Origin of the sequence: Burkholderia sp. A2, assembly GCF_001729305.1 — a bacterium.
Lineage (GTDB): Bacteria > Pseudomonadota > Gammaproteobacteria > Burkholderiales > Burkholderiaceae > Burkholderia > Burkholderia sola.
The window spans coordinates 239,235-261,311 of the sequence record NZ_LZXX01000081.1 but is presented as its reverse complement, the minus strand read 5'-3'; the positions used below and the strand labels follow the sequence as shown (position 1 = coordinate 261,311).

General features: G+C 65.6%; 20 protein-coding genes. 12 read left to right on the top strand and 8 right to left on the bottom strand.

The window, feature by feature from the left end; genetic code table 11:
• The first annotated feature begins 49 nt into the window (after positions 1–49).
• From A9Z05_RS07055 to fdhA, 8 genes are all read left to right on the top strand, one after another.
• Positions 50–952, top strand: a complete 903-nt coding sequence (locus tag A9Z05_RS07055; protein WP_069617453.1) for an alpha/beta fold hydrolase — start codon at positions 50–52, stop codon at positions 950–952.
• 67 nt (positions 953–1,019) lie between these two features.
• Positions 1,020–1,589, top strand: coding sequence for an isoprenylcysteine carboxylmethyltransferase family protein (locus A9Z05_RS07050; RefSeq protein ID WP_069617452.1), 570 nt, complete (start codon positions 1,020–1,022; stop codon positions 1,587–1,589).
• A gap of 17 nt (positions 1,590–1,606) precedes the next feature.
• Positions 1,607–2,890: a glycosyltransferase gene (locus A9Z05_RS07045; protein WP_069617451.1), complete on the top strand. Its 1,284-nt coding sequence runs from the start codon at positions 1,607–1,609 to the stop codon at positions 2,888–2,890.
• The gene (locus tag A9Z05_RS07040; RefSeq protein WP_069617450.1) at positions 2,887–4,482 is read left to right on the top strand and encodes a DHA2 family efflux MFS transporter permease subunit; all 1,596 of its coding nucleotides are present in this window, start codon (positions 2,887–2,889) and stop codon (positions 4,480–4,482) included. Before A9Z05_RS07045 ends, A9Z05_RS07040 begins: the two co-directional genes overlap by 4 nt.
• A gap of 10 nt (positions 4,483–4,492) precedes the next feature.
• A complete protein-coding gene (locus A9Z05_RS07035) occupies positions 4,493–5,431 on the top strand; it encodes a glycosyltransferase family 2 protein (protein ID WP_069617449.1) in 939 nt (312 codons plus the stop codon).
• An 11-nt stretch (positions 5,432–5,442) separates the two neighbouring features.
• Complete coding sequence (locus A9Z05_RS07030; protein ID WP_069617448.1) at positions 5,443–7,284, top strand: efflux transporter outer membrane subunit; 1,842 nt, start codon at positions 5,443–5,445, stop codon at positions 7,282–7,284.
• Positions 7,284–8,474, top strand: a complete 1,191-nt coding sequence (locus tag A9Z05_RS07025; protein WP_069617447.1) for an efflux RND transporter periplasmic adaptor subunit — start codon at positions 7,284–7,286, stop codon at positions 8,472–8,474. Before A9Z05_RS07030 ends, A9Z05_RS07025 begins: the two co-directional genes overlap by 1 nt.
• A 242-nt stretch (positions 8,475–8,716) precedes the next feature.
• A complete protein-coding gene (gene fdhA / locus A9Z05_RS07020) occupies positions 8,717–9,913 on the top strand; it encodes a formaldehyde dehydrogenase, glutathione-independent (RefSeq protein ID WP_011547090.1) in 1,197 nt (398 codons plus the stop codon).
• 130 nt (positions 9,914–10,043) lie between these two features.
• Here fdhA and A9Z05_RS07015 read toward each other — a convergent pair whose 3' ends face one another.
• The gene (locus A9Z05_RS07015) at positions 10,044–10,805 is read right to left on the bottom strand and encodes a hypothetical protein (protein WP_069617446.1); all 762 of its coding nucleotides are present in this window, start codon (positions 10,803–10,805) and stop codon (positions 10,044–10,046) included.
• A gap of 188 nt (positions 10,806–10,993) precedes the next feature.
• The gene (locus A9Z05_RS07010) at positions 10,994–12,430 is read right to left on the bottom strand and encodes a PLP-dependent aminotransferase family protein (protein ID WP_069617445.1); all 1,437 of its coding nucleotides are present in this window, start codon (positions 12,428–12,430) and stop codon (positions 10,994–10,996) included.
• A gap of 268 nt (positions 12,431–12,698) precedes the next feature.
• Here A9Z05_RS07010 and A9Z05_RS07005 point away from each other — a divergent pair, with 268 nt between their 5' ends.
• Entirely contained in the window at positions 12,699–14,108 is a 1,410-nt protein-coding gene (locus A9Z05_RS07005) for a discoidin domain-containing protein (protein ID WP_069617444.1), read from the top strand.
• Positions 14,109–14,183: 75 nt separating this feature from the next.
• Here the strand turns inward: A9Z05_RS07005 and A9Z05_RS34245 are convergent, their stop codons facing one another.
• The 6 genes from A9Z05_RS34245 to A9Z05_RS06990 all read right to left on the bottom strand — a co-directional run bounded on the left by A9Z05_RS34245 (position 14,184) and on the right by A9Z05_RS06990 (position 18,715).
• Positions 14,184–14,705, bottom strand: a complete 522-nt coding sequence (locus A9Z05_RS34245) for a hypothetical protein (protein ID WP_256121876.1) — start codon at positions 14,703–14,705, stop codon at positions 14,184–14,186.
• Between the two features lie 15 nt (positions 14,706–14,720).
• Positions 14,721–15,209: a hypothetical protein gene (locus A9Z05_RS34240; RefSeq protein WP_256121875.1), complete on the bottom strand. Its 489-nt coding sequence runs from the start codon at positions 15,207–15,209 to the stop codon at positions 14,721–14,723.
• On the bottom strand, positions 15,206–15,883 hold the full coding sequence (locus A9Z05_RS07000; RefSeq protein WP_141723384.1) for a M35 family metallo-endopeptidase: 678 nt from the start codon (positions 15,881–15,883) through the stop codon (positions 15,206–15,208). Before A9Z05_RS07000 ends, A9Z05_RS34240 begins: the two co-directional genes overlap by 4 nt.
• Positions 15,867–16,421 carry a PAAR domain-containing protein gene (locus tag A9Z05_RS34235; RefSeq protein WP_084044153.1) on the bottom strand — a complete coding sequence of 185 codons (555 nt, stop codon included), beginning with the start codon at positions 16,419–16,421 and terminating at the stop codon, positions 15,867–15,869. The genes A9Z05_RS07000 and A9Z05_RS34235 overlap by 17 nt, the downstream gene beginning before the upstream one ends.
• Positions 16,422–16,431: 10 nt before the next feature.
• Positions 16,432–17,091 (bottom strand): hypothetical protein, encoded by a 660-nt coding sequence (locus tag A9Z05_RS06995; RefSeq protein ID WP_256121874.1) that lies wholly within the window; start codon positions 17,089–17,091, stop codon positions 16,432–16,434.
• Between the two features lie 508 nt (positions 17,092–17,599).
• Positions 17,600–18,715: a GlxA family transcriptional regulator gene (locus A9Z05_RS06990; protein WP_089436939.1), complete on the bottom strand. Its 1,116-nt coding sequence runs from the start codon at positions 18,713–18,715 to the stop codon at positions 17,600–17,602.
• 355 nt (positions 18,716–19,070) lie between these two features.
• On the opposite strand from A9Z05_RS06990, the gene A9Z05_RS06985 reads away from it, so the two are divergent.
• From A9Z05_RS06985 to A9Z05_RS06975, 3 genes are all read left to right on the top strand, one after another.
• Positions 19,071–20,345, top strand: coding sequence for a serine hydroxymethyltransferase (locus A9Z05_RS06985; protein WP_069617440.1), 1,275 nt, complete (start codon positions 19,071–19,073; stop codon positions 20,343–20,345).
• A gap of 38 nt (positions 20,346–20,383) precedes the next feature.
• The gene (locus A9Z05_RS06980; protein ID WP_034186088.1) at positions 20,384–21,355 is read left to right on the top strand and encodes a dipeptidase; all 972 of its coding nucleotides are present in this window, start codon (positions 20,384–20,386) and stop codon (positions 21,353–21,355) included.
• Positions 21,356–21,493: 138 nt separating this feature from the next.
• Positions 21,494–22,027 (top strand): DUF5943 domain-containing protein, encoded by a 534-nt coding sequence (locus tag A9Z05_RS06975; protein WP_069617439.1) that lies wholly within the window; start codon positions 21,494–21,496, stop codon positions 22,025–22,027.
• The last annotated feature ends 50 nt before the right edge of the window (positions 22,028–22,077 follow it).

The window sequence follows — 22,077 nt, the reverse complement described above, 5'->3', positions numbered from 1 at the left end:
GCTGCAGCATGCCGCGACGTCGAGACGCCGCATCCACCGGAGAACGACGATGCCGACCGAAAAACACGTGGTCCCGCTGCCGAATGGTCTGAAGGTTTACGTCGAACGGAACGTGTTCGATCCGGCCTTCGACACGGCGATGCTCGTCAACGGCGCGCTCGCGACGACCGCGTCGTTCGGCCAGACCGTCCAGTATCTCGGCGAGCGGATCAACACGATCTGCTTCGACCTGCCGTATGCGGGGCAGTCGCGCCAGCACAATCCCGACTGCTCGATCCTGACCAAGGACGACGAAGCCGCGATCCTCCAGTATCTGGTCGAGCGCTTTGCGCCGGCGTTCCTCGTGTCGGTGTCGTGGGGCGGCGTCGCGTCGCTGTTCGCGCTCGCGCGCGGCTGCCCGAGCGTGCGGCGCGCGGCGATCTGTTCGTTCTCGCCGTTCCTGAACGACGCGATGATCGACTACGTGACACGCGCCCGCGACCACATCGCGGCCGGCGAGAACCTGAAGGCCGCGCAGCTGCTGAACGACACGGTCGGCCGCTATCTGCCGCGCATCATGAAGCTATACAACTACCGCTATCTCACGCGCCTGCCGCGCGACGAGCAGGACCAGGTCGCGTTCCACGTCGACCAGATCCTGTCGCTGCAGCCCGAGCGCTACTTCAGCGAGTTCTCGAACATCGGCTGCGAGCTGCTGTTCCTGAACGGCGAGCGCGACGAATACACGACGCCGGCCGACGTGCGGCAGCTCGGCGCGCACGTGGCGCGCGCACGGTTCGCGACCGTGCCGGACGCAGGCCATTTCCTCGACATCGAAGGCCGGGCTCAGCGCGAATCCACCCGTACCGCGTTGCTCGATTTCTTCTGCGGCGAAGCGCCCGCCGCGGCCGGCATCGCACGCGCTACCGCGCACGCGTGCGTGCCCGCGCCGATGCACGCGCTGTCGTCGTGACGTGCTCCGTCGTGCAGCGGGCGCGTCCCGCGCATCCGAATTCCCATCCCAACGAGGCAGGCCAGCCGTGAATATCGTTCAGACCATCGCCATCGTCGTTCCGTGGGCCGCGTGGCTCGCTTACTGGATCGCCACGTCGCAGGGCGTCAAGACGACCGTGCGCAAGGAGGCGTCGCGCTCGCGCACGCTGCAGTCGATTCCGCTGATCGTCGGCGGCGCGCTGATCCTCCTGCCCGATCCGTCGTGGCAAGCGCTCGCGCCCGACTGGCAGCGCTTCGGGCTGCAGGCGCAGTGCGGGCTCGCGGTGCTGGTGGCCGGACTGCTGTTCTCGGTATGGGCGCGGCTGCATCTCGGCACGAACTGGAGCGTATCGGTCACGCTGAAGGAAGACCACGAACTCGTGCGCACGGGGCCGTATGCGTTCGTGCGTCACCCGATCTACACCGGCTGCCTGATCGCGTTGGTCGGCGCCGCGCTGATCGGGGACGAATGGCGGGGCGCGATCGGCGTGCTGCTCGTGTTCGCGTCGCTCGCGTACAAGGTGCGTGTCGAGGAGAGCTGGCTGACTGGATATTTCGGGCCGGCGTATGCGCAGTACCGCCGCGAGGTCGCGGCGCTGATTCCCGGCTTCTACTGACACCCGTGAGGCGCGCAATGGCGAAGATGATCGTGACCGCGATCGGTTCGGCGGGCGACGTGCATCCGTTGCTCGGCGTCGCACGCACGCTCGCCGCGCGCGGCCACGACGTCGTGTTCTGCACGCATGCGCCGTTCGAGGCGGCCGTGCGCCGTTGCGGGTTCGCGTTCGTGCCGGTCGGCACCGCGGCGGAATACGACGCGGCGATGGCGAACCCCGCGCTGTGGGATCCGCGCACGTCGTTCCGCACGCTGTGGCGGGTGATCGCGCCGACGCTGCGCCCGCATTACGACGCGCTGCGCGCGCTGACCGATGCCGACACGGTGTTGGTCGGCACGCTGTGGGCGTTCTCCGCGCGCTTCATGCAGGAATTGCACGGCACGCCGTACGTGTCGGTTCAGGTATCGCCGTCGACGCTGCTGTCCGCGCATGCGCCGCCGACTCACCCGCGCCTGACGATTCCCGCGCGCTGGCCGTTGCCGGTGAAGTCGGCGCTGATGACGCTGATCGAGCGCCAGGTGCTCGACCGCGTGTGCGGCCCGGCGCTCGACGCGGTACGCCGCGAACTCGGGCTCGCGCCCGCGCGGCGCGTGCTCGGCCGCTGGCTGCATTCGACCGACGGCGTCCTGTGTCTGTTTCCGCGCTGGTTCGCGCCGCCGCAGCCGGACTGGCCGTCGAACCATCTGCAAAGCGGTTTTCCGTTGTTCAACGATATCGCGACACCCGATGATGACGGGGCGCTCGACGCGTTTCTCGCGGCCGGCGAGCCCCCGGTCGTGTTTACGGCCGGTTCGACGCTCGTCGATCACGCGGCGTATGCGCGCGCGGTGGCGGACGCGCTGCGCGCGACCGGCGCGCGCGGGATCCTGTTGACGCCTCACGACGCGGCGCAGGACGGCGGCCGGTTGCTCGTGCGCCGCTTCGTGCCGATGCGCACGCTGCTGCCGCGTTGCCGCGCGCTCGTGCATCACGGCGGGATCGGCACGGCCGCGCTCGCGTGCGAAGCCGGAATCGTGCAGGTCGTCACGCCGTTCGCGCATGATCAGTTCGATAACGCGCAACGCGTCGTCGCGAACGGCTGCGGCGTGCGGGTCGACGGCCCGCTCGACGGCGCGCGGCTCGGCGCGGCGCTCGCGCGCGTGCTCGACGAACCCGCGTTCGCGGTGCATGCGGCGCGTACGCGTGCACTGCTCGCGGCCGCGCCGGACGGCTGCGGCGCGGCCGCCGATTTCATCGAACGCTTCGTGCCCACGCGCGGACGGACGGCCGCGCGGACCGATGTCGCGGTGGCCGGCGCATGAGCACCGCGTCGCCGCTGCACGACGGGCCCGTCGCGCCGTCCGCGTTCGACGCGCCGGCGCCGACACCCGCCGCGCAACCGGTGCGCGGCATCCGGCTCGCGCTGCTGACGTTCGCGCTGTCGCTCGCGACCTTCATCGAAGTGCTCGACTCGACCGTGACGAACGTCGCGGTGCCGGCGATCTCCGGCAGCCTCGGCGTGTCGAACAGCCAGGGTACGTGGGTGATCAGCTCGTATTCGGTCGCGGCCGCGATCGCGGTGCCACTCACCGGCTGGCTCGCCCGCCGCGTCGGCGAGCTGCGGCTGTTCGTCGGCGCGGTACTGCTGTTTACGCTGACGTCGCTGCTGTGCGGGCTCGCGCGCGACCTGCACGTGCTCGTGATCTGCCGCGCGCTGCAGGGGCTGTGTTCGGGGCCGATGGTGCCGCTGTCGCAGACGATCCTGCTGCGCACGTTCCCGCCCGACAAACGCACGGTCGCGCTCGCGCTGTGGGCGATGACGGTGCTGCTCGCGCCGATCTTCGGGCCGGTGGTGGGCGGCTGGATCGTCGACAACTTCTCGTGGCCGTGGATCTTCCTGATCAATTTGCCGATCGGGCTGTTCTCGTTCGCGGTGTGCACCGCGATGCTGCGCCCCGACGCGCAGCGCGGCGCGGCCGGCCCGATCGACGTGCCGGGCATCGTGCTGCTCGTGATCGGCGTCGGCTCGCTTCAGGCGATGCTCGATCTCGGCCACGACCGCGGCTGGTTCGATTCTCCGCTGATTGTCACGCTCGCGGTGGTCGCGGCGCTCGCGATCGTGTCGCTGCTGATCTGGGAAGCGGGCGAAGCGCATCCGGTGGTCGATTTGAGCCTGTTTCGCGACCGCACGTTCTCGTTCTGCGTGCTGATCATCTCGCTCGGGATGATGAGCTTCTCCGTGGTCGGCGTGGTGTTCCCGCTGTGGATGCAGGCCGTGATGGGCTACAACGCGTTTCATGCGGGGCTCGCGACCGCATCGCTCGGCGTGCTCGCGCTCGTGTTCTCGATCCTCGTCGGGCTGCATGCGCACCGTTTCGACGCGCGCGTGCTCGCGACGTTCGGCTTCCTCGTGTTCGCGGCCGTGCTCGCATGGGACGCGCATTTCACGCTGAAGATGACGTTCGCACAGATCGCCGCGCCGGGGCTGATCCAGGGGATCGGGCTGCCGTGCTTCTTCATTCCGCTGACGGCCGCGACGCTGTCGCGCATTCCGGACGACCGGCTCGCCGCCGCGTCGAGCCTGTCGAATTTCCTGCGCACGCTGTCGGCCGCGTTCGGCACCGCGATGAGCGTGACGCTGTGGGACAACCGCGCGACCTATCACTACGACGTCGTGTCGCAATCGGTCACGCATGCATCGGCGAACACGCAACGCTTCGTGCATGCGCTGAACACGATGGGCGTGGACGGCGTGCGCGAGCTGACGACGCTGCATCACGTCGTGATGCAGCAGGCCTACATGATGGCGACCAACGACATGTTCTGGATGGCGAGCATGACGTGTCTCGCGCTCGCCGCGATGATGTGGCTGACGCGGCCCAAGCGTGGCGCCGCGGCTTCGTTCGGGCATTGAGGAGCAGACCATGACGACACTCGGCGCACTCGTGATCCTGTATCACCCGAGCGACGCGCAGCTCGACGCGCTGCGCGCATGGCGGCACGCGTGCGACGCGCTGCTCGTCGTCGACAACACGCCGCAGCCCGATGCGCGGGCTCGCGAACTGTGCACGCGCGAAGGCATCGCGCTGCTGCATCACGGCAATCGCGGCGGCATCGCGGGCGCGTACAACGCGGGACTCGCGGCGCTGTTTCGCGACCGCATCGATGCGGTCGCGCTGTTCGACCAGGATTCGTCGGTGCCGGCCGCGTATTTCCCGACGATGCGCGATGTCTGCGCGGGACTGGCGGGGCGCGCGTTCCTGGCCGGCCCCCGCATCTTCGACGAGAACGCGCGCAGCTTCCTGCCCGAACTCGCGACGAACGGCATCGGCGTGCGCCGTCTGCACATCGAGCCGGGCACGCCGATGCAGCGCTGCGCGTTCCTGATTTCGTCGGGCTGCGTCGTGTCGCGCGACGCGTTCGACGTGCTCGGCCGCTTCGACGAAACGCTGTTCATCGATCATGTCGATACCGAGTACAGCTTCCGCGCGCTGTCGCGCAACGTGCCGCTCTATGTCGTGCCGTCGCTGGTGCTGACGCATCGGATCGGCGCGAAGCAGCGGCACGCGATCGGCCCTTTTGAAATGACGTCGATGAATCACTCGTGGCAGCGGCGCTACTACAGCGCGCGCAACGCGGTGCAGCTCGGGATGCAGTACGGGCTGCGTTTTCCGGTGGCGCTCGTGCCGAACCTGCTGACCGTGTGGCAGGTCGTGCAGATCGCGCTCGTCGAGCGCGACAAGCGCGCGAAGCTGGCCGGCATCCTGTTCGGCGTCGCGGACGGCCTGTTCGGCCGGCTCGGCCCGCTCGAGCGCACGCGGCCGCGTCTGGCCGCGCGGGCGCAGCGCGTTCGGCAGGGGTGACGATGCGGCGGATGAAGCAAGCGGCGGGTACGCCGCGCGGCGTAAGGGGCGGCTCGATGATCGCGGCCGTGGCGGCGTTGCTCGCCTTGGGCGGATGCGTGCCGTCGGGCTTTTTGCCGTCGCTGTCGCTGCGCGCGCCGGCCGACGATGCGCTCGTGCATACCGCCGGCCCCGGCGCGAACGGCGCGTGGCCGGCGCCTGACTGGGTGAAGCAGTTGCAGGATCCGCAGCTCGACGACCTGGTGGCCGAGGCGTCGCAGAACAACCCCGATCTTCAGGTCGCACAGGCGCGGCTGCGGATCGCGCAGGCGCAGCTTCAGCAGTTCGATTCGCTGACCGGGCTGACGGGCACGGCCGGCGCGACGATCAGCCGCGCACGGATGCCGAAGCCCGGCGACATCGCCGACGTGACGGCCGGTGGCTATCGCGTGCCGGTGCAGATTTTCGGCGATCCGAACGTGTCGCCGTCGTCGATCTTCGTCGGGCTGAACTACCAGCTCGACCTGTGGGGCAAGAACCGCGCGGCGACGAAGAGCCTGATGTCGTTGCGCGACGCGGCCGGTGTCGAGGCCGAACAGGTGCGGCTCACGCTCGCCGTCGCGATCGTCACCGTGTATTGCCAGCTCGACCAGGCGTACGCGGTGCGCGATCTGTTGCAGCAGAAGCTGAAGATCAGCCAGCGCGTGACGGCGGTGCTGCGCGAGCGCACCGCGCGCGGCCTCGACAATGCGTACGACGCGAGCGACGCATCGATCAAGCGCAGCCGCCTGCTCGAACAGATCGCGTTGAACGACGAGCAGATCAAGCTCGCGCAACTGCAACTCGGCGTGCTGTCGGGCCGCGGCCCGGAGCGCGGGCTCGCGCTGCAGCGGCCGCGCGTCGGCGCGTTCGCGGGCGGCTCGGTGCCCGCGCGGCTGCCGGCCGACCTGCTCGGCCGCCGGCCCGACATCGTCGCCGCGCGGCTGCGGGTCGAGGCCGCGTTCGCGAATGCCGACTCGACGCGCGCGCAGTTCTATCCGGACGTGAATCTCGTCGCGCTCGGCGGCGTGTTCGCGCTGACGCCCGCGTTGCTGTTCTCGCGCGATTCGCTCGCGGGCTCCGTCGGCCCCGCGATCTCGCTGCCGATCTTCGATCGCGGCCGGCTGAAGGCGAAGCTCGGCGCGGACGTCGCGCAGGCCGACGTCGCGATCGGGCTGTACAACAAGACCGTCGACGACGCGCTCGGGCAGGTCGCGCGGCTCGTCACGTCGCTGCAGACGTCGCGGACGCTCGTCGCGCAGCAGCAGGACGCGGTCGCGGCCGCGCAGAAGATCGTGCAGATCGCGGCGGATAGGCATCGGCGCGGCGTGCTGATGCAGAAGGACGTCGATGTCGCGGATCTCACGCTGATCGACGAGCGCGCGCAGATGATCGCGCTGCTCGGCAAGCAGCGGACGCTGCGCGTCGCGTTGATCGGCGCGCTGGGCGGCGGGTTCGATGCGGGCGCAACGGTCGCGCAGGCGCAGACGCCGGCTGTGCAGCGGGTGCGCAGTGAGGCTGCGAGGCGCGGTGCGGAAACGGCTCTGGTCGCGAACCGGTCGGGGGTGGCGAGTCCGTCGAATGATCGACACGCGGGGAGCAGCGCAGTGTCACCGCACGGCGCCCCGACGCGTAATGCTCCCGCGCCCGAATCCGCACGACGCGCCGACACGGCACGCCCGTCGACCGTCGATACGACCCAACCGGACGCAACGCCGCGCGGTACACCCGTTCTCGCACGCACGGCCTCGGCGAACCCGACGCGGGGCTTGTCGCCGATGCCCGCGATTCCCGTCTTCCAGCACGATCGTCTGATCGTTACGCAAAGCGACTGATGCACCACGACAACCTTCATTCCGCCGCGCCGCCGGCCGCGCTGAACGATCCGGCACTCGACGCGCGCCGCGCGACGCGCCGCAAGCGCTTCACCGTGTTCTTCGCGATCGTGCTGCTGGCCGCGCTCGCATGGATCGCATACTGGCTGTTGAGCGAGCACTACTACGAAGACACCGACGACGCGTACGTCGCGGGCAGCATCGTGCAGGTCGCCGCGCAGATCCCGGGCGCCGTGACCGACGTGGTGGTCGCCGACACGCAGGCCGTGCGCGCCGGACAGACGCTCGTGCGGCTCGACGACACCGAGGCGTCCGTCGCGTTCGCGCAGGCGAAGGCGCAGCTCGCACAGGCCGTGCGCCAGGTCGCGAACGCGAGGATCTCGAACACGATGTACGTCGAGGCCGTGAATGCGCGGCGCGCCGACCTGTCGCTCGCGCAGCGTGCGCTCGCCGCGCGTTCCGGCGCATCGGTCGAGATCGTCGCGCCGGAAGAGCTGGCGCGGGCGCGTGCGGCGGTGGCCGGCGCGCAGGCGAGCCTCGCGGCCGCGCAGGCACAGCTCGACGCGGCGCGCGCGCTCGGCAGCAAGCTGCCCGTCGACGAAAGCCCGGCTGTCGTCCAGGCGGCCGCGCAGTTCAAGCTCGCGTACCGGAACCTGAAACGCACGACGATCGTCGCGCCCGTCGACGGCACGATCGGGCAGCGCTCGGTGCAGGTCGGCCAGCAGGTCGGGCCCGGCGTGCCGCTGATGTCGATCGTGCAGCTCGATCGTCTGTGGGTCGAGGCGAATTTCAAGGAAGGGCAGATCCGCCACATGCGCGTCGGGCAGCCGGTCGAGGTCGTGTCGGATCTCTACGGCTCGCGCATCGCCTATCGCGGCCGCGTGCAGGGCTTCTCGGCGGGCACGGGCAGCGCGTTCTCGATGCTGCCGTCGCAGAACGCGGCGGGCAACTGGATCAAGGTCGTGCAGCGCGTGCCGGTCGTGATCGCGCTCGATCCGCGCGATCTCGCCGCGCATCCGCTGCGCATCGGGCTGTCGATGCGCGCGACGGTCGACACGCACGACCGCAACGGTCACGCGCTCGACAGCGAGCCGCCGACGCCGGCCGTCAGCACGCGCGTGCACGACGGCGTCGCGAGCGACGCGGAAGCGGCCGCCGCCGCGATCATCCGCGAGAATCAGGGCGGGTAGCGGCTGCCGGTCATGGCGTGGCCGGCAGCCACGGCCGGTCCGACCCCGGTGCGTCTCTCGCCCGGTAGATTTCCGCCCGACTTTCGTCTTTCCGCCATCGATGTCGGCGTCGATCAAACGCATGTCGCGTTTGAGACATCGGCGCCCCTGCCTCCCGGACTACTCTCGAACAGCACGTTGCGCGTGCGCCGCATGGCGCCGGCGCGCCGCGGCGCCATCCAACGAGACATGGAGACAATACGATGAGCAGCAATCGAGGTGTCGTCTATCTTGGGCCGGGCCAGGTCGAAGTCCAGAAAATCGATTATCCGAAGATGGTCGACCCGAGCGGCCGCGCGATCGGCCACGGCGTGATCCTGAAAGTGGTCAGCACGAACATCTGCGGCTCCGACCAGCACATGGTGCGCGGCCGCACGACCGCGCCGGTCGGCCTCGTGCTCGGTCACGAGATCACCGGCGAAGTGGTCGAAGTGGGCCGCGACGTCGAGACGCTGAAGCTCGGCGATCTCGTGTCGGTGCCGTTCAACGTCGCGTGCGGCCGCTGCGCGATGTGCAAGGACACGCATACGGGCGTGTGCCTGAACGTGAACCCGTCGCGTGCGGGCGGCGCGTACGGCTACGTCGACATGGGCGGCTGGATCGGCGGCCAGGCCGAGTACGTGCTCGTGCCGTATGCCGATTTCAACCTGCTGAAATTCCCGGATCGCGACCAGGCGATGGCGAAGATCCGCGACCTGACCTGCCTGTCCGACATTCTGCCGACCGGCTATCACGGTGCGGTGAGCGCGGGCGTGAAGCCCGGCTCGACCGTCTACATCGCGGGCGCGGGCCCGGTGGGGATGGCCGCGGCCGCATCGGCGCGCCTGCTCGGCGCGGCCGTGACGATCGTCGGCGACATGAACGCGGAACGCCTCGCGCATGCGCGGGCGATGGGCTTCGAGACGGTCGACCTGTCGAAGGACGCGTCGCTCGGCGAGCAGATCGAGCAGATCCTCGGCGTGCCCGAGATCGATTGCGCGGTCGACTGCGTCGGCTTCGAGGCGCACGGCCACGGCTCGTCGGGCCATTCGGAGGAAGCGCCCGCGACGGTGCTGAACTCGCTGATGGAAATCACGCGTCCGGCCGGCGCGATCGGCATTCCGGGCCTGTACGTGACGGACGATCCGGGCGCGAAGGACAAGGCGGCGCAGCACGGCAGCCTGAGCATCCGCTTCGGCCTCGGCTGGGCGAAGTCGCATTCGTTCTTCACGGGCCAGACGCCGGTGCTGAAGTACAACCGCAACCTGATGCAGGCGATCCTGTTCGACCGGCTGCCGATCGCGAAGATCGTCAACGTCGAAGTGATCTCGCTCGACCAGGCGCCGGAAGGCTACAAGAAGTTCGACGGCGGCGCGCCGCGTAAATTCGTCATCGACCCGCACGGGTTGCTGGCCGCGTGATGCGCTAGCGTTCGACACGCACCACACGAAGCGGGCGGTTCCGGAAACGGGCCGCCCGCTTTTTTCGTGGCGGGAGCGAAGGCGAAGGCAGTGCAACGCGGCGACCGCCGAGCTCGAGCCCGAGTCGCGCTCAGTGGCCGCGATAGAGTTTCGCGAGTTCGGCGTTGCTGGCTGGGACACGACGTGTGCGCCCGGCGTGCTGGCTGACGCGGCGGATCGTGCGCGTGGGGCGATGGGCGGTGTCGCGGTTGCCTTTCCAGTCGGCGACGCGGACCGCGCCGGCGCGCGTCCGGTCAGGCGCGCGCAACGATGGCGCGGCTTGTGCAACCGCCACCTTGCGAGCGGGCTTGCCGGCGAGTGGGGCGCCTTGTGGCGGACTGGCCGCCACTTGTGTTTCATCAGGCGAATGAAACGGATAGACGGGCGCCGGCACGACCGGCAGCAACGGATCGTTCGACGCGGGCAGCATGGCTTCGGTCGCGATGGCGGCTGGCGCACCGGATCCGCGACAAACGGGATCGGCCTTGCAGGTCTGGTCGACCATCACGTAGCCGCCGACCAGCAGCACGAGCGTGAGGATGCTCAGGATCGGTGCGCTCGACGCGCGCGGCCGCTGGAAGGCCGCGTTGCGCCACGCGCGGGCGATGCGTGACGACCACGTGTGAAACGATCGCGGCGCATGAGAGGCGTGCGCGTCGGCCGGCGTGTGGCGGATCGGTTCGAACGGCCAGTTCCATCGACCGCAGACGGGGCAGTGCTCGAGCGCCCGGAACGCCACGAACCCGCATTCGCGGCAGCGGCAGCACGTCGCGTGCCGCGATTCGGCGCGCGCATTCAGCACGGCGCGCCAGGCGTCCCGCGGGCGGACGCTCCGGCTAGGCAGGACGCGCATGTCGGCGACCGGTGGGCGCGATCGTCGGGCTGGAGATCGGCGGTCGTTCGCATGCGGTGCTCATGGGATTCTCCATAACATCGGACGGGTGGAACCCGTTCGTCCACGTCTGCCTGCCGCTTCATTCTTGGTCGTTCGCGCGCGAAACGCAAGGCGCATGTCTCGCGTTGCGTTCCGCACGTTTCGTACTAGCCGCCATGCCGCTGTCGGGCCGCGAGCGTGCCGAGCGTCTCCAGCGCGCGCTCGACCGCCGGTGTCCACGGTCGCCCGTAATTGAGTCGCAAATAGCGGCGGAAGCCGCCGGTCGCGGAAAAGATCGGCCCCGGCGCGATGCTCACGCCGTTTTCCATCGCTTCGCCGAACAGGTGCATCGCATCCATGTGCGGCGGCAGTTCGATCCACAGGAAATACCCGCCGCGCGGCGCGAACACTTCGGTATCCGTCGGAAAATACGCGCGCACGGCGGAGAGCATCTGCGCCTGGTGCGCGGCGAGATTGCGGCGCAGCTTGCGCAGGAAGCGATCGTATGCGCCGTCGCGCAGGTAGCTCGAAATCGCCATCTGCGCGGGTATGTCGGCGGCCGGCGCGCTCGCGCCTCTGGCCTGTCGGATCTGCCGGACGAAGCGGCCGGCCGCGACCCAGCCGATCCGGAATCCGGGCGCGAGGCATTTCGAGAACGATCCGCAATGCAGGACGAGCCCGCGGTCGTCATACAGTTTCGCGGGGCGCGTGGGCGCCGTGCCGAACTGCAATTCGCCATACACGTCGTCCTCGATCAGCGGTACGCCGCGGGACGCGAGCAGGTCGATCAGCACGCGCTTGCGCTCGTCGGTCAGCGTCGCGCCGGTCGGGTTGTGGAACGACGTCATGAACCAGCACGCGCGCACCGGATGCGTGTCGAGCGCCTCCGCGAGCGCGTCGAGGTCGAGGCCCGTGCGCGGATCGACCGGAATCTCGACCGCCTTCAGATGCAGGCACTGCACGGCCTGCAGCACCGCGTGGAATGCCGGCCGTTCGATCGCGACGATGTCGCCCGGGCGCGTCAGTGCCTGCAGGCTGAGCGTCAGCGCTTCGGTCGCGCCCGTCGTGATGACGATTTCCTCCAGCGGTAGCGACGCGCCCGCGTTCAGGTAGCGCAGCGCGATCTGACGGCGCAGCGCTTCGTTGCCGGGCGGCAAGCCTTCCAGCAGTTTCGTGCGGTCCATGTGGCGCGCGGCCGAGGCCACGTGACGCCACAGGCTGCTCATCGGAAACAGCGAATAGCTCGCGAATGCCGAGCCGAGCGGCACGATGTCGTCGCATTTGAGCGAGTCGAGCAGGCGGAACAGCGCATCGTCGTCGCCGGCTTGCGCGACGTCGTTCTGCGCGGCGCTGGGCTTGCGCGGCGGATCTCGGGCGAACCGCACGTGCTTGTCCGCGACGTTCGCAACGAAATAGCCGGAGCGGGCCCGCGCGACGATCAGGCCCTCGCTTTCGAGCGCGTAGTACGCGCGAAACACCGTGGACGGGCTCACGCGATACGCGCGGCATGCCGCACGCACGGTGGGGATGCGCGCGCCGGGCGTCAGGTCGCCGCGCCGGATGGCGTCGGCGATGGTCTGTGCCAGTACCGCATAGCGCTTCATGCGCGTTCTCCCGGCCGTCGGACCTCGATGACAAAGAGTAGTACGGCAGCCGGCACGTGCAAGCGCGCCCCAAAACCGCTGATCCGTATGTTTTATCGGCGCTCTGATCCTGTTCTTTCGTCTGACAAACGGGCATCCTTCCGCAAGCTTTGTTCCCGCTGTCCGACCGATACGGAATTCACGCTGCCCGACCGCGAATCCGAGACGCCCGCGCGTGTCGCGCGAGTCCTTTTCTGCGGCGTCCGCACCTTACCCGGAAGTATCCAGCGTGACATTGAAGACCCTCGTCGCGGGCCTCGTGGCCGGCATCGCCCTCAATATGTTCAGCGGCGTGGCCGCCGCAGCCTGCGTCAACAATCCCGCCGCCCAGCCGAACGCGACGTTCCCCGCCGCACTGACCGGCAAGCTCGTCTATCACAGCTACGTCAAGTACGGCGACGGCACGAGCCAGTTGTTCCTCTACGATTTTTCGGCCCGTACGCTGACGCAACTCAGCAAGAGCGCGTGGGGCATCACCGATCCGATGAACGGCGTGTTCAGCCCCGACGGCAAGTGGCTCGCGTTCATGGGCATCCGCAACGGCGCATGGAACGTGTTCATGCTGCAGCTCGGTGCCGGCACGCCGCCCGACAACATGACGAACAGCACGGGCGCCACGCGCAACGAAGACCCGAAGTTCAGCACGGACGGCAAGACGCTCGTGTTCAAGCAGAACGGCGACGTCAAGCAGGCGACGCTGTCGTACACGAGCGCGGGCCCGGTGTTCACGTCGGTCGTGAGCCTGACGAACGCGCCGGCCGGCGCCGAATATTCGATGCCGTTCCTCGCGCCGGACGCGAGCGCCGTGTACTACGCAACCGGCGCCGGCTCGAACATGGGGCTGATGAAGCGCACGATCGCGACCGGCGCGACCGCCGTGTTCGACCGTCCGGCCGGGCTGCAGACGTACTACCCGGCCGTGCGCGCGGACGGCATGGTGTACTACGCGCGCTGGAAGGACAGCGGCGGCGCCGACCAGATCTATGCGAAGACGGCCGACCCGGCCTCGACACCGAGCGCGCTGGCGCTCAACGACTGCATGAGCAACAACTCGGACCCGGCGCCCGTCAACGGTACGAACTACCTGTTCTTCTCGTCGACGACGGCGGGCGGCTATCAGCTCTACGTCGGCGACGTGACGACCGGCCAGCGCTGGAGCCTGTCGCAGTTCGGCGTGAATGCCGATGCGACGAAGGCGAAGCTCGGCGCGAACTACTACGGCGGCGCGGCCGCGGCACGTACGCTGCTGTCGCAGGGGCGGCCGGCCGCGGCGTCGGCGAGCTACAACGCGTCGCTCACGCCGGACAAGGCGTTCGACGGCAACACGACGAGCACGCGCTGGGATTCGCCCGAGGGCGCGGGCGTCGATCCGCAATGGATCTCCGTCGATCTCGGTGCGACGAAGACCATCAGCAGCATCGATCTGTACTGGGATGCAGGCGCGCTCGTCTACCAGATCCAGACGTCGAACGACAACGCGAACTGGACGACGATCTACTCGACGAGCAACGGCGTGTCGTATGGTCACGTCACGCTGCCGAACCTGAACGGGCACGGCCGTTACGTACGGATGGTCGGCACGAAGCGGGCGACGCAGTGGGGGTATTCGCTCGATGAAATGCAGGTGTGGGGATCGTAAGCACTAGCCGGAAGCTGTGAACGGCACGGGGAAGACGGCCCGCGTTGCGCGGGCCGGTAAATGGACCGTGTCGTGTCAGTGTGTCCTGGGTATCGGGTTCAGGTTCGGGCAGCAGTGATCGGGGCATCCTGGGCCGAACGTGATCTCGACGCGACGCCCCGTATCGTCGAACTCGCTCGCGGGAAATGGCAACTTATAGATTCGCGCGATGATGGAATTTCGCTCTCCTCGAATCGAAAATTGATCCAATGCGGCCTTGACGTTCGCGGCACGTTGTTGAGAAAGAGCCTCCGGGTCTTTCTCCGTCGGTTCCGCCAATCCGACAATCGACACCGCATCGATAATGGAAAAGCGGCTGCGCATGTCGGTCGACCATATTGATAGCTTCGCCAGTTCGGTGATGGACAGGTCGCTCGAATCCTTGCTGAATCGAACATCAAAATCCCAACCCGGCAAGTTCGACGGACCATCACATGCCAATACCGATCGTGTGCAGCTCAATGCGAGCGCGAGCGCTGTTAGGAATTTAGTCATCGTCAATGACATGACGCGCAATAATGTCGACATTGGAATATAAATGTCCGCATACGTGCACATTCCATTCCGTGACCGTCAGTTGATGGATTTGCTTCGCAGTGTCACGCGCGGGTCGTCGCACATCCATGCGCAGCTACCTTTGCATATCGGTGTTAGCTCCACGATCATTTGGTGAACATTGATTGTACCGTCGGGCTGTTTTACGACCATTTCATCTGTAAATGTTTTCTTGTCGATCAAGATATTTTTTGTATCGATACCAAGGTTCTGTAAATAAGACTTCGCATTTTCGGCGCGTTCGTCTTTCAATTTCTCAATATTTTTTTCCTTTATGTAGGCGCCGGCAATTACGACTGCTTGAATCTCTACATTAGGCCATTTCTTCGCCTCAATGACGATGTTTGCTATAGATACTCTGTCCGAATTTGAAAATTTTGTTGTATTTGATGGAAACTGAATCTGCGCTTCTTCACTTACCGTGCACGCATTTGCGACGCCGGGCAGAGTCGAGAGTAACGTAAAAAAGCAGGCGGAAGCAGCAGATTTAAATGGTTTTTTATTCATTGCGTAACTGTCCTGTCAAACGTGGAAATATATCCCGTGATGCTGTCTGCATTTGTGATGGCGAGATCCGGGTTGTGCATCGCAAATACTTTCATCCCGATTTCCGTGTCTCCATATATGATATCGTCCGCGTTGAAGGTGTCAGTGTAATGTGTGCATTCGTGAATCAGTACCTTTATTTTTGATGCGTGATAAAGTTCGCCGAACGAGTCGCTGCAGTATTTTGAATAGATGGCAATGACTCGTTTTTGGGAGTCGGGCTTGCACACGGCGGCGTGGTTTCGGCCGTTATCCGGCACGACTGAGCAAGTTAAATTCTTGCTAACCCGGCTATCCCATCGGACGATTTTTTCTGGAACTAGCTCCTGCATTGCGGCAAGCAATCGTGGTAGGCCGGAAGATAACGTGCTGCGAATCTGTGCATCAGCACGCCCGAAATAGGTTGTGGCGCGGACTTGTTCATCCGCGTCCCATCGCGTTACCGCTGCAATGCGATCCTTAATGAGGACAACCGCCGCATCGCGTGCGCGCATAGTGACCTCTGCGAACTGCGTATTGCTCATGTTAGGGCATATCGGCGTCGTATTGATATCGACGTGCACTTTCGAGCCGGGCGTCGTGTTGGTCATGGCGGTGTCGTGTACCAACACGTAGTCGTCATCGGGATTCGCCATTTGTGTTCCTCGCAATCTCGAACTTGAGTGATTCCGCATATGCGGACGTAACGCGCAGAGTGTGTCCTGTGGCGTCTGTCGCGCCGGTAAATACCTTTCCGGATGACAGCAAAATCCGATAACGGACATTCGCGAGCGGTTGCCCGCTATCCGCATCGCATAATACGTATTGTTCGTCATGGACACCCGATGCGGGCACGTCTCGTCTCGTCGCCAATGCCGAACCCGCAGCGAACCGGTTCGCTGCATTTCCGCTACCGCTGTCGCTATAGAAAATCGTGCTGTCGCTCCCCGCGATCAGTCGGTTTCGACCGCATGGGCACAATACGGCGTCACCCTCCAGCGCAACACATCGCCCGTGGTGAATCATGCGCTGTGCGCCGCCCACTATCGGGAACGCCCCTTCGCAATTTCCGCATGTCGCCTTGTCGCCATCCAAGGCTACCTGTTTGCCGTGATTGAACATCGTGGACGTCACCGCGATGACGACACCGCCCGTTGTCGTCGGATCCCCATTTCTTGCTGCTCGTCGACTCATGGTCATTTCCTCAATCGAAGTTGGTAAAGATCCAGTCGACCGAATCGGGATCGTAAATCGCGTATTGATCGATCTCCGTGCCTTCAATGACGACGGTCGGTGGCATATGTGCCAATGCTTCGGCCTCTGCATTGGCGATTTGCTCGGTGGTCCATGTATCCATCATGTCGAGTGTCTTGATGAACTCGGATAGTCCGGCTCGTGAATAGGCGGTTTCAATTCGATCGACCACGCTGTCGGGGAAGCGGATGGTGAAGTGGTCGCGATGCCCGACCGGCACGTCGAAGGATGCAAACGTGTAGGTCATCAGCGGATAGCCTGCATCGGAAACCACCAGACGGCCCCCGGTCGCCGCATACGCATAGTTCACGGCGATCAACAGCCGGCCATGCTGCTCCATGAAATGACGGGTATCGACCCGCCGGAAATCGATTGGCCAGAAGTCGTCGTCGTGCGCAAGCGTCCGCGAACCTATGACTGCATCAACGGGTGAAAGGTAGGTGCAAATGAACGGATCACTTGTGCAGACCATTTGCATGTTGTCGCTATATGCTGAATTGATCGTGCCGGGCGCGCAGAGCCGCGTGGTGCTCAGGTGCTGAACCATCGCGTAAAGCCGGATCGACGAGTGAAGAAAATATGGACAATCGGCTTGTTCTTTTTCTGTCATAGGCTCGGATATCTCATGCATGAACAAGCTATGAACGTTCGCCGGTAATGGTCGCCGTGTCTATCGGACGAGTATGATTTTAGTTTGGATTCCGACTGAAAATAGGCGATGTGACAATCGGCAATATTGAGTAGGATAAACTACTCAATTCCGAAGCGTGCTGTGCTTTGAATAAGCGACTCGCGAAAGCTTCCGCCAGCTTCGAACGCATGATCGCGCTTATTGTCGTGCCGGACGACGGCGGGCGGATTGCGCGATGGAATCGGAATGTCTGCTATCGGGGGGCAGGTGGGGCGGGCGGCGTTTTCAGTGCGCCTCGGCCGCTTTCCGGCGAACGCGTTCTTGTAGCTCGAGCAGACCGGGAAGAGGAAAGTCGGCGATTACAACGGTAATGTCGTCAGTTGAAGCGGCGCGAAAGAATCGCGCCGAAAGGCTGGAAAATCCGCCTGGCGTTTTCGATCATGCCTTCGCAGTCGCTCGGCATGTTTCCTGCCGCACAGCACCCGCCTCACGCATGCAGCACATGCGCCGGAAATGCCGGCGCAGCACTCGCCGCCCCCTGCGCGAGCGGCGCGACCTGCTTGCGGCGTTCGCGCGTCGGCGCGACGCCGAACGCGTCGCGATAGCTCTTGCTGAAGTGGCATGCCGACTGGAAGCCGCACGCCATCGTGATGTGCATGATCGACATGTCGGTCTGCAGCAACAGCTCGCGCGCACGGCGCAGCCGCAACGTCAGGTAGTAGTGCGTCGGCGTCATCCCGAGATGCTCGCGGAAGAGACGCTGCAATTGCCGTTGCGACATGTTCGCGAGCCGCGCGAGTTCCTCGCGCGACAGTGGTTCCTCGATGTTGTTCTCCATCAGCGAGATCACTTCGAAGAGCGACTTGTTCGCCGAGCCGAGGCGCGCGACGAGCGGCATGCGTTGCTGCGCGCTCGTGTCGCGCACGTGTTCGACGATGAACTGCTCGGCGATCTGCGTGACGCGCGCGGTGCCGACGCGCGCGGCGATCAGGTTCAGCATCATGTCGAGCGGCGCGACGCCGCCCGTGCAGGTGATGCGGTCGCGGTCGATCACGAACAGTTCCTTCAGGAAGCGCGTGTCCGGAAACTCTTCCTTCAGCGCCGACATGTTCTCCCAGTGGATCGCGCACGCGTAGCCCGCGAGCAGCCCGGACTTCGCGAGCGCATAGGTGCCCGTGCACAGGCTGCCGAGCGGCATCCCCAGGCGCGCGAAGCGGCGCAGGGTCGACAGATGGGCGGGCGTGGTCGCGCGCTGCACGTCGACGCCGCCGCACACGAATACGATGTCGGGTTGCCCCACGCATTCGGCCGGCCCCGTGTCGACCGTGAGGCCGTTGCTCGCCGTGACCGGACCGCCGTCCGGGCTGATCACCGACCAGCGGTAGAGCGGCTGGCCGCTCAGGTAGTTCGCCATCCGAAGCACCTCGATCGCATTGGTGAACGCGATCATCGTGAAGTTCGGTAAAGGCATGAACGCGAAGTGGGACAGCGACGCTGTGCGGTCGGGCGACATGGGGAGCGTTCCTTGAATCTCTAATAGCTTTTGGCCCGAGGCACGAATCGGGCTGCGGTATTGTGTGAGCGAGTGCAACAAGCGTGCCATACGGCTAAACCCTAGCCCCATACGTTGTCTGGGCATCGGCCCGTTGCTGCACTGCACCGTATCCGGGACAAGCCGCACTCGAACGTGCGGCAAACGCACTGCCGGTGTGCGTGTCCATAGGTGAACCCTCGACATCGTTTCGGGCGCCCGTCCCGAAAAGCACGATCGGTCACTTGTACAAAACGGACGCGCATGGCGGAAAAGGCAAAGAACGCGTCTAAATTCATCAATCCGCCGAAAATCCGAACGACAAGAATAGAGCCGTCGGCAGCCTTGCACTGGACGAGCGGGAAACCCAGTCACGGCGGGCCTTGAGCTTCGGTTGCAGCCCTTTATTCTTCGTCACGGACGCACTATGTCGAACACCCAGCCTTTCTTCTCGCAGACCCTTGCCGAGCGCGACGCGCCGGTGCGCAGCGCCATCCTGAAGGAACTCGAGCGTCAGCAGTCGCAAGTCGAGCTGATCGCGTCGGAAAACATCGTGTCGCGCGCCGTGCTCGAGGCGCAGGGCTCGGTACTGACCAACAAGTACGCGGAAGGCTATCCCGGCAAGCGCTACTACGGCGGCTGCGAATTCGCCGATGAAGTCGAGGCGCTCGCGATCGAACGCGTGAAGCAGATCTTCAACGCTGGCTATGCGAACGTGCAGCCGCACTCGGGCGCGCAGGCGAACGGCTCGGTGATGCTCGCGCTCGCCAAGCCGGGCGACACGGTGCTCGGCATGTCGCTCGACGCGGGCGGCCACCTGACGCACGGCGCGAAGCCGGCGCTGTCCGGCAAGTGGTTCAACGCGGTCCAGTACGGCGTGAACCGCGACACGCTGCGCATCGATTACGACCAGGTCGAGGCGCTCGCGCACGAGCACAAGCCGAACCTCATCATTGCCGGCTTCTCGGCGTACCCGCGCGCGCTCGACTTCGCACGCTTTCGCGCGATCGCCGACAGCGTCGGCGCGAAGCTGATGGTCGACATGGCGCACATCGCCGGCGTGATCGCCGCGGGCCGCCACGCGAACCCGGTCGAGCACGCGCACGTCGTCACGTCGACCACGCACAAGACGCTGCGCGGCCCGCGCGGCGGCTTCGTGCTGACCAACGACGAGGACATCGCGAAGAAGATCAACTCGGCCGTGTTCCCCGGCCTGCAGGGCGGCCCGCTGATGCACGTGATCGCCGGCAAGGCCGTCGCGTTCGGCGAAGTGCTGCATGCGGACTTCAAGACCTACATCGACAGCGTGCTCGCGAACGCGCAGGCGCTCGGCGAAGTGCTGAAGGCCGGCGGCGTCGATCTCGTCACGGGCGGCACCGACAACCACCTGCTGCTGGTCGACCTGCGCCCGAAGGGCCTGAAAGGCGCGCCGGTCGAGCAGGCGCTGGAGCGCGCGGGCATCACCTGCAACAAGAACGGCATTCCTTTCGACACCGAGAAGCCGACCGTCACGTCGGGCATTCGCCTCGGCACGCCGGCCGGCACGACGCGCGGCTTCGGCGTCGCGGAGTTCCGCGAGATCGGCCGCCTGATCCTCGAAGTGTTCGACGCGCTGCGCGCGAACCCGGAAGGCGACGCCGCAACCGAACAGCGCGTGCGCCGCGAGATCTTCGCGCTCTGCGAGCGCTTCCCGATCTACTGATCGACCCCACAAGAACAGTCACACGAGCGAGAGCAGATATGAGCACGCTGCATCAGGACAGCATCATCATCGACGGACTGAACATCTCCAAGTTCGAGAAGCCGGTGTTCGAGGACATGCGCAAGGGTGGCATCACGGCCGCGAACTGCACGGTGTCGGTGTGGGAGAACTTCACCAAGACCGTCGACAACATCGGCGTGATGAAGAAGAAGATCCGCGACAACGGCGAGCTGCTGACGCTCGTGCGCACGACGGACGACATCTTCCGCGCGAAGAAGGAAGGCAAGACCGGGATCATCCTCGGCTTCCAGAACGCGCATGCGTTCGAGGACAACCTCGGCTACATCGAAGCGTTCGCCGATATGGGCGTCCGCGTCGTGCAGCTTTGCTACAACACGCAGAACCTGGTCGGCACCGGCTGCTACGAACGCGACGGCGGGCTGTCGGACTTCGGCCGCGAAGTGATCACCGAGATGAACCGCGTCGGCATCATGGTCGACCTGTCGCATGTGGGCGGCAACACGTCTTCCGAAGCGATCGCGTTCTCGAAGAAGCCGGTGTGCTATTCGCACTGCCTGCCGTCGGGCCTGAAGGAACATCCGCGCAACAAGAGCGACGCGCAGCTGAAGGAGATCGCCGATGCGGGCGGCTTCGTCGGCGTGACGATGTTCGCGCCGTTCCTGAAGCGCGGCATCGAGGCGAACATCGACGACTACATCGAGGCGATCGACTACGTCGTGAATCTGATCGGCGAAGACGCGGTCGGCATCGGCACGGACTTCACGCAGGATTTCGCGAAGGAGTTCTTCGACATGCTGACGCACGACAAGGGCCGCTATCGCCAGCTGACGAACTTCGGCAAGGTGATCAACCCGGACGGCATCCGCACGATCGGCGAATTCCCGAACCTGACCGCGGCGATGGAACGCCACGGCTGGAAGGAGTCGAGGATCCGCAAGATCATGGGCGAGAACTGGGTGCGCGTGTTCAAGGACGTGTGGGGCGCATAAGCGCCCGCCGAGCCGAACCGCTACCGTCGTTTCAACATAAAAAAATCGGGACGTGCCGGCGCTTGATGCGCGGGCACGCGGACGATGTCGCGCCTGCGCAATGAGCCGCGCGGCCACTTTCCTCACGGAGTCACCACGATGCAACCGCAACTGCCGATCAACGTCGATCCCGATACCGGCGTCTGGACCACCGACGCGCTGCCGATGCTGTACGTGCCGCGCCACTTCTTCACGAACAACCACGTCGCCGTCGAGGAAGCGCTCGGCGTCGATGCGTATGCCGAGATCCTGTACAAGGCCGGCTACAAGTCCGCCTACCACTGGTGCGACAAGGAGGCCAAGCAGCACGGCCTGACCGGCATGGCCGTGTTCGAGCACTACCTGAAGCGCCTGTCGCAGCGCGGCTGGGGCCTGTTCTCGATCATCGAGGCCGACCCGGCGAGCGCCCGCGCGAAGATCGAACTGCGCCACTCGTCGTTCGTGCTCCAGCAGCCGGGCAAGGAAGGCAAGCTCTGCTACATGTTCGCGGGCTGGTTCGCGGGCGCGATGGACTGGGTCAACGACACGACGCCGGAAGGCAAGGGCGCGCCGCGCGCGTACTCGAAGGAAGTGCAATGTGCGGCCGAGCATCACGACCACTGCATCTTCGAAGTGTCGCCGATCGCGCACTGACGCACTGATTCACTGAAGCAGAACAACACCCGCAACACGAGACATTCGAA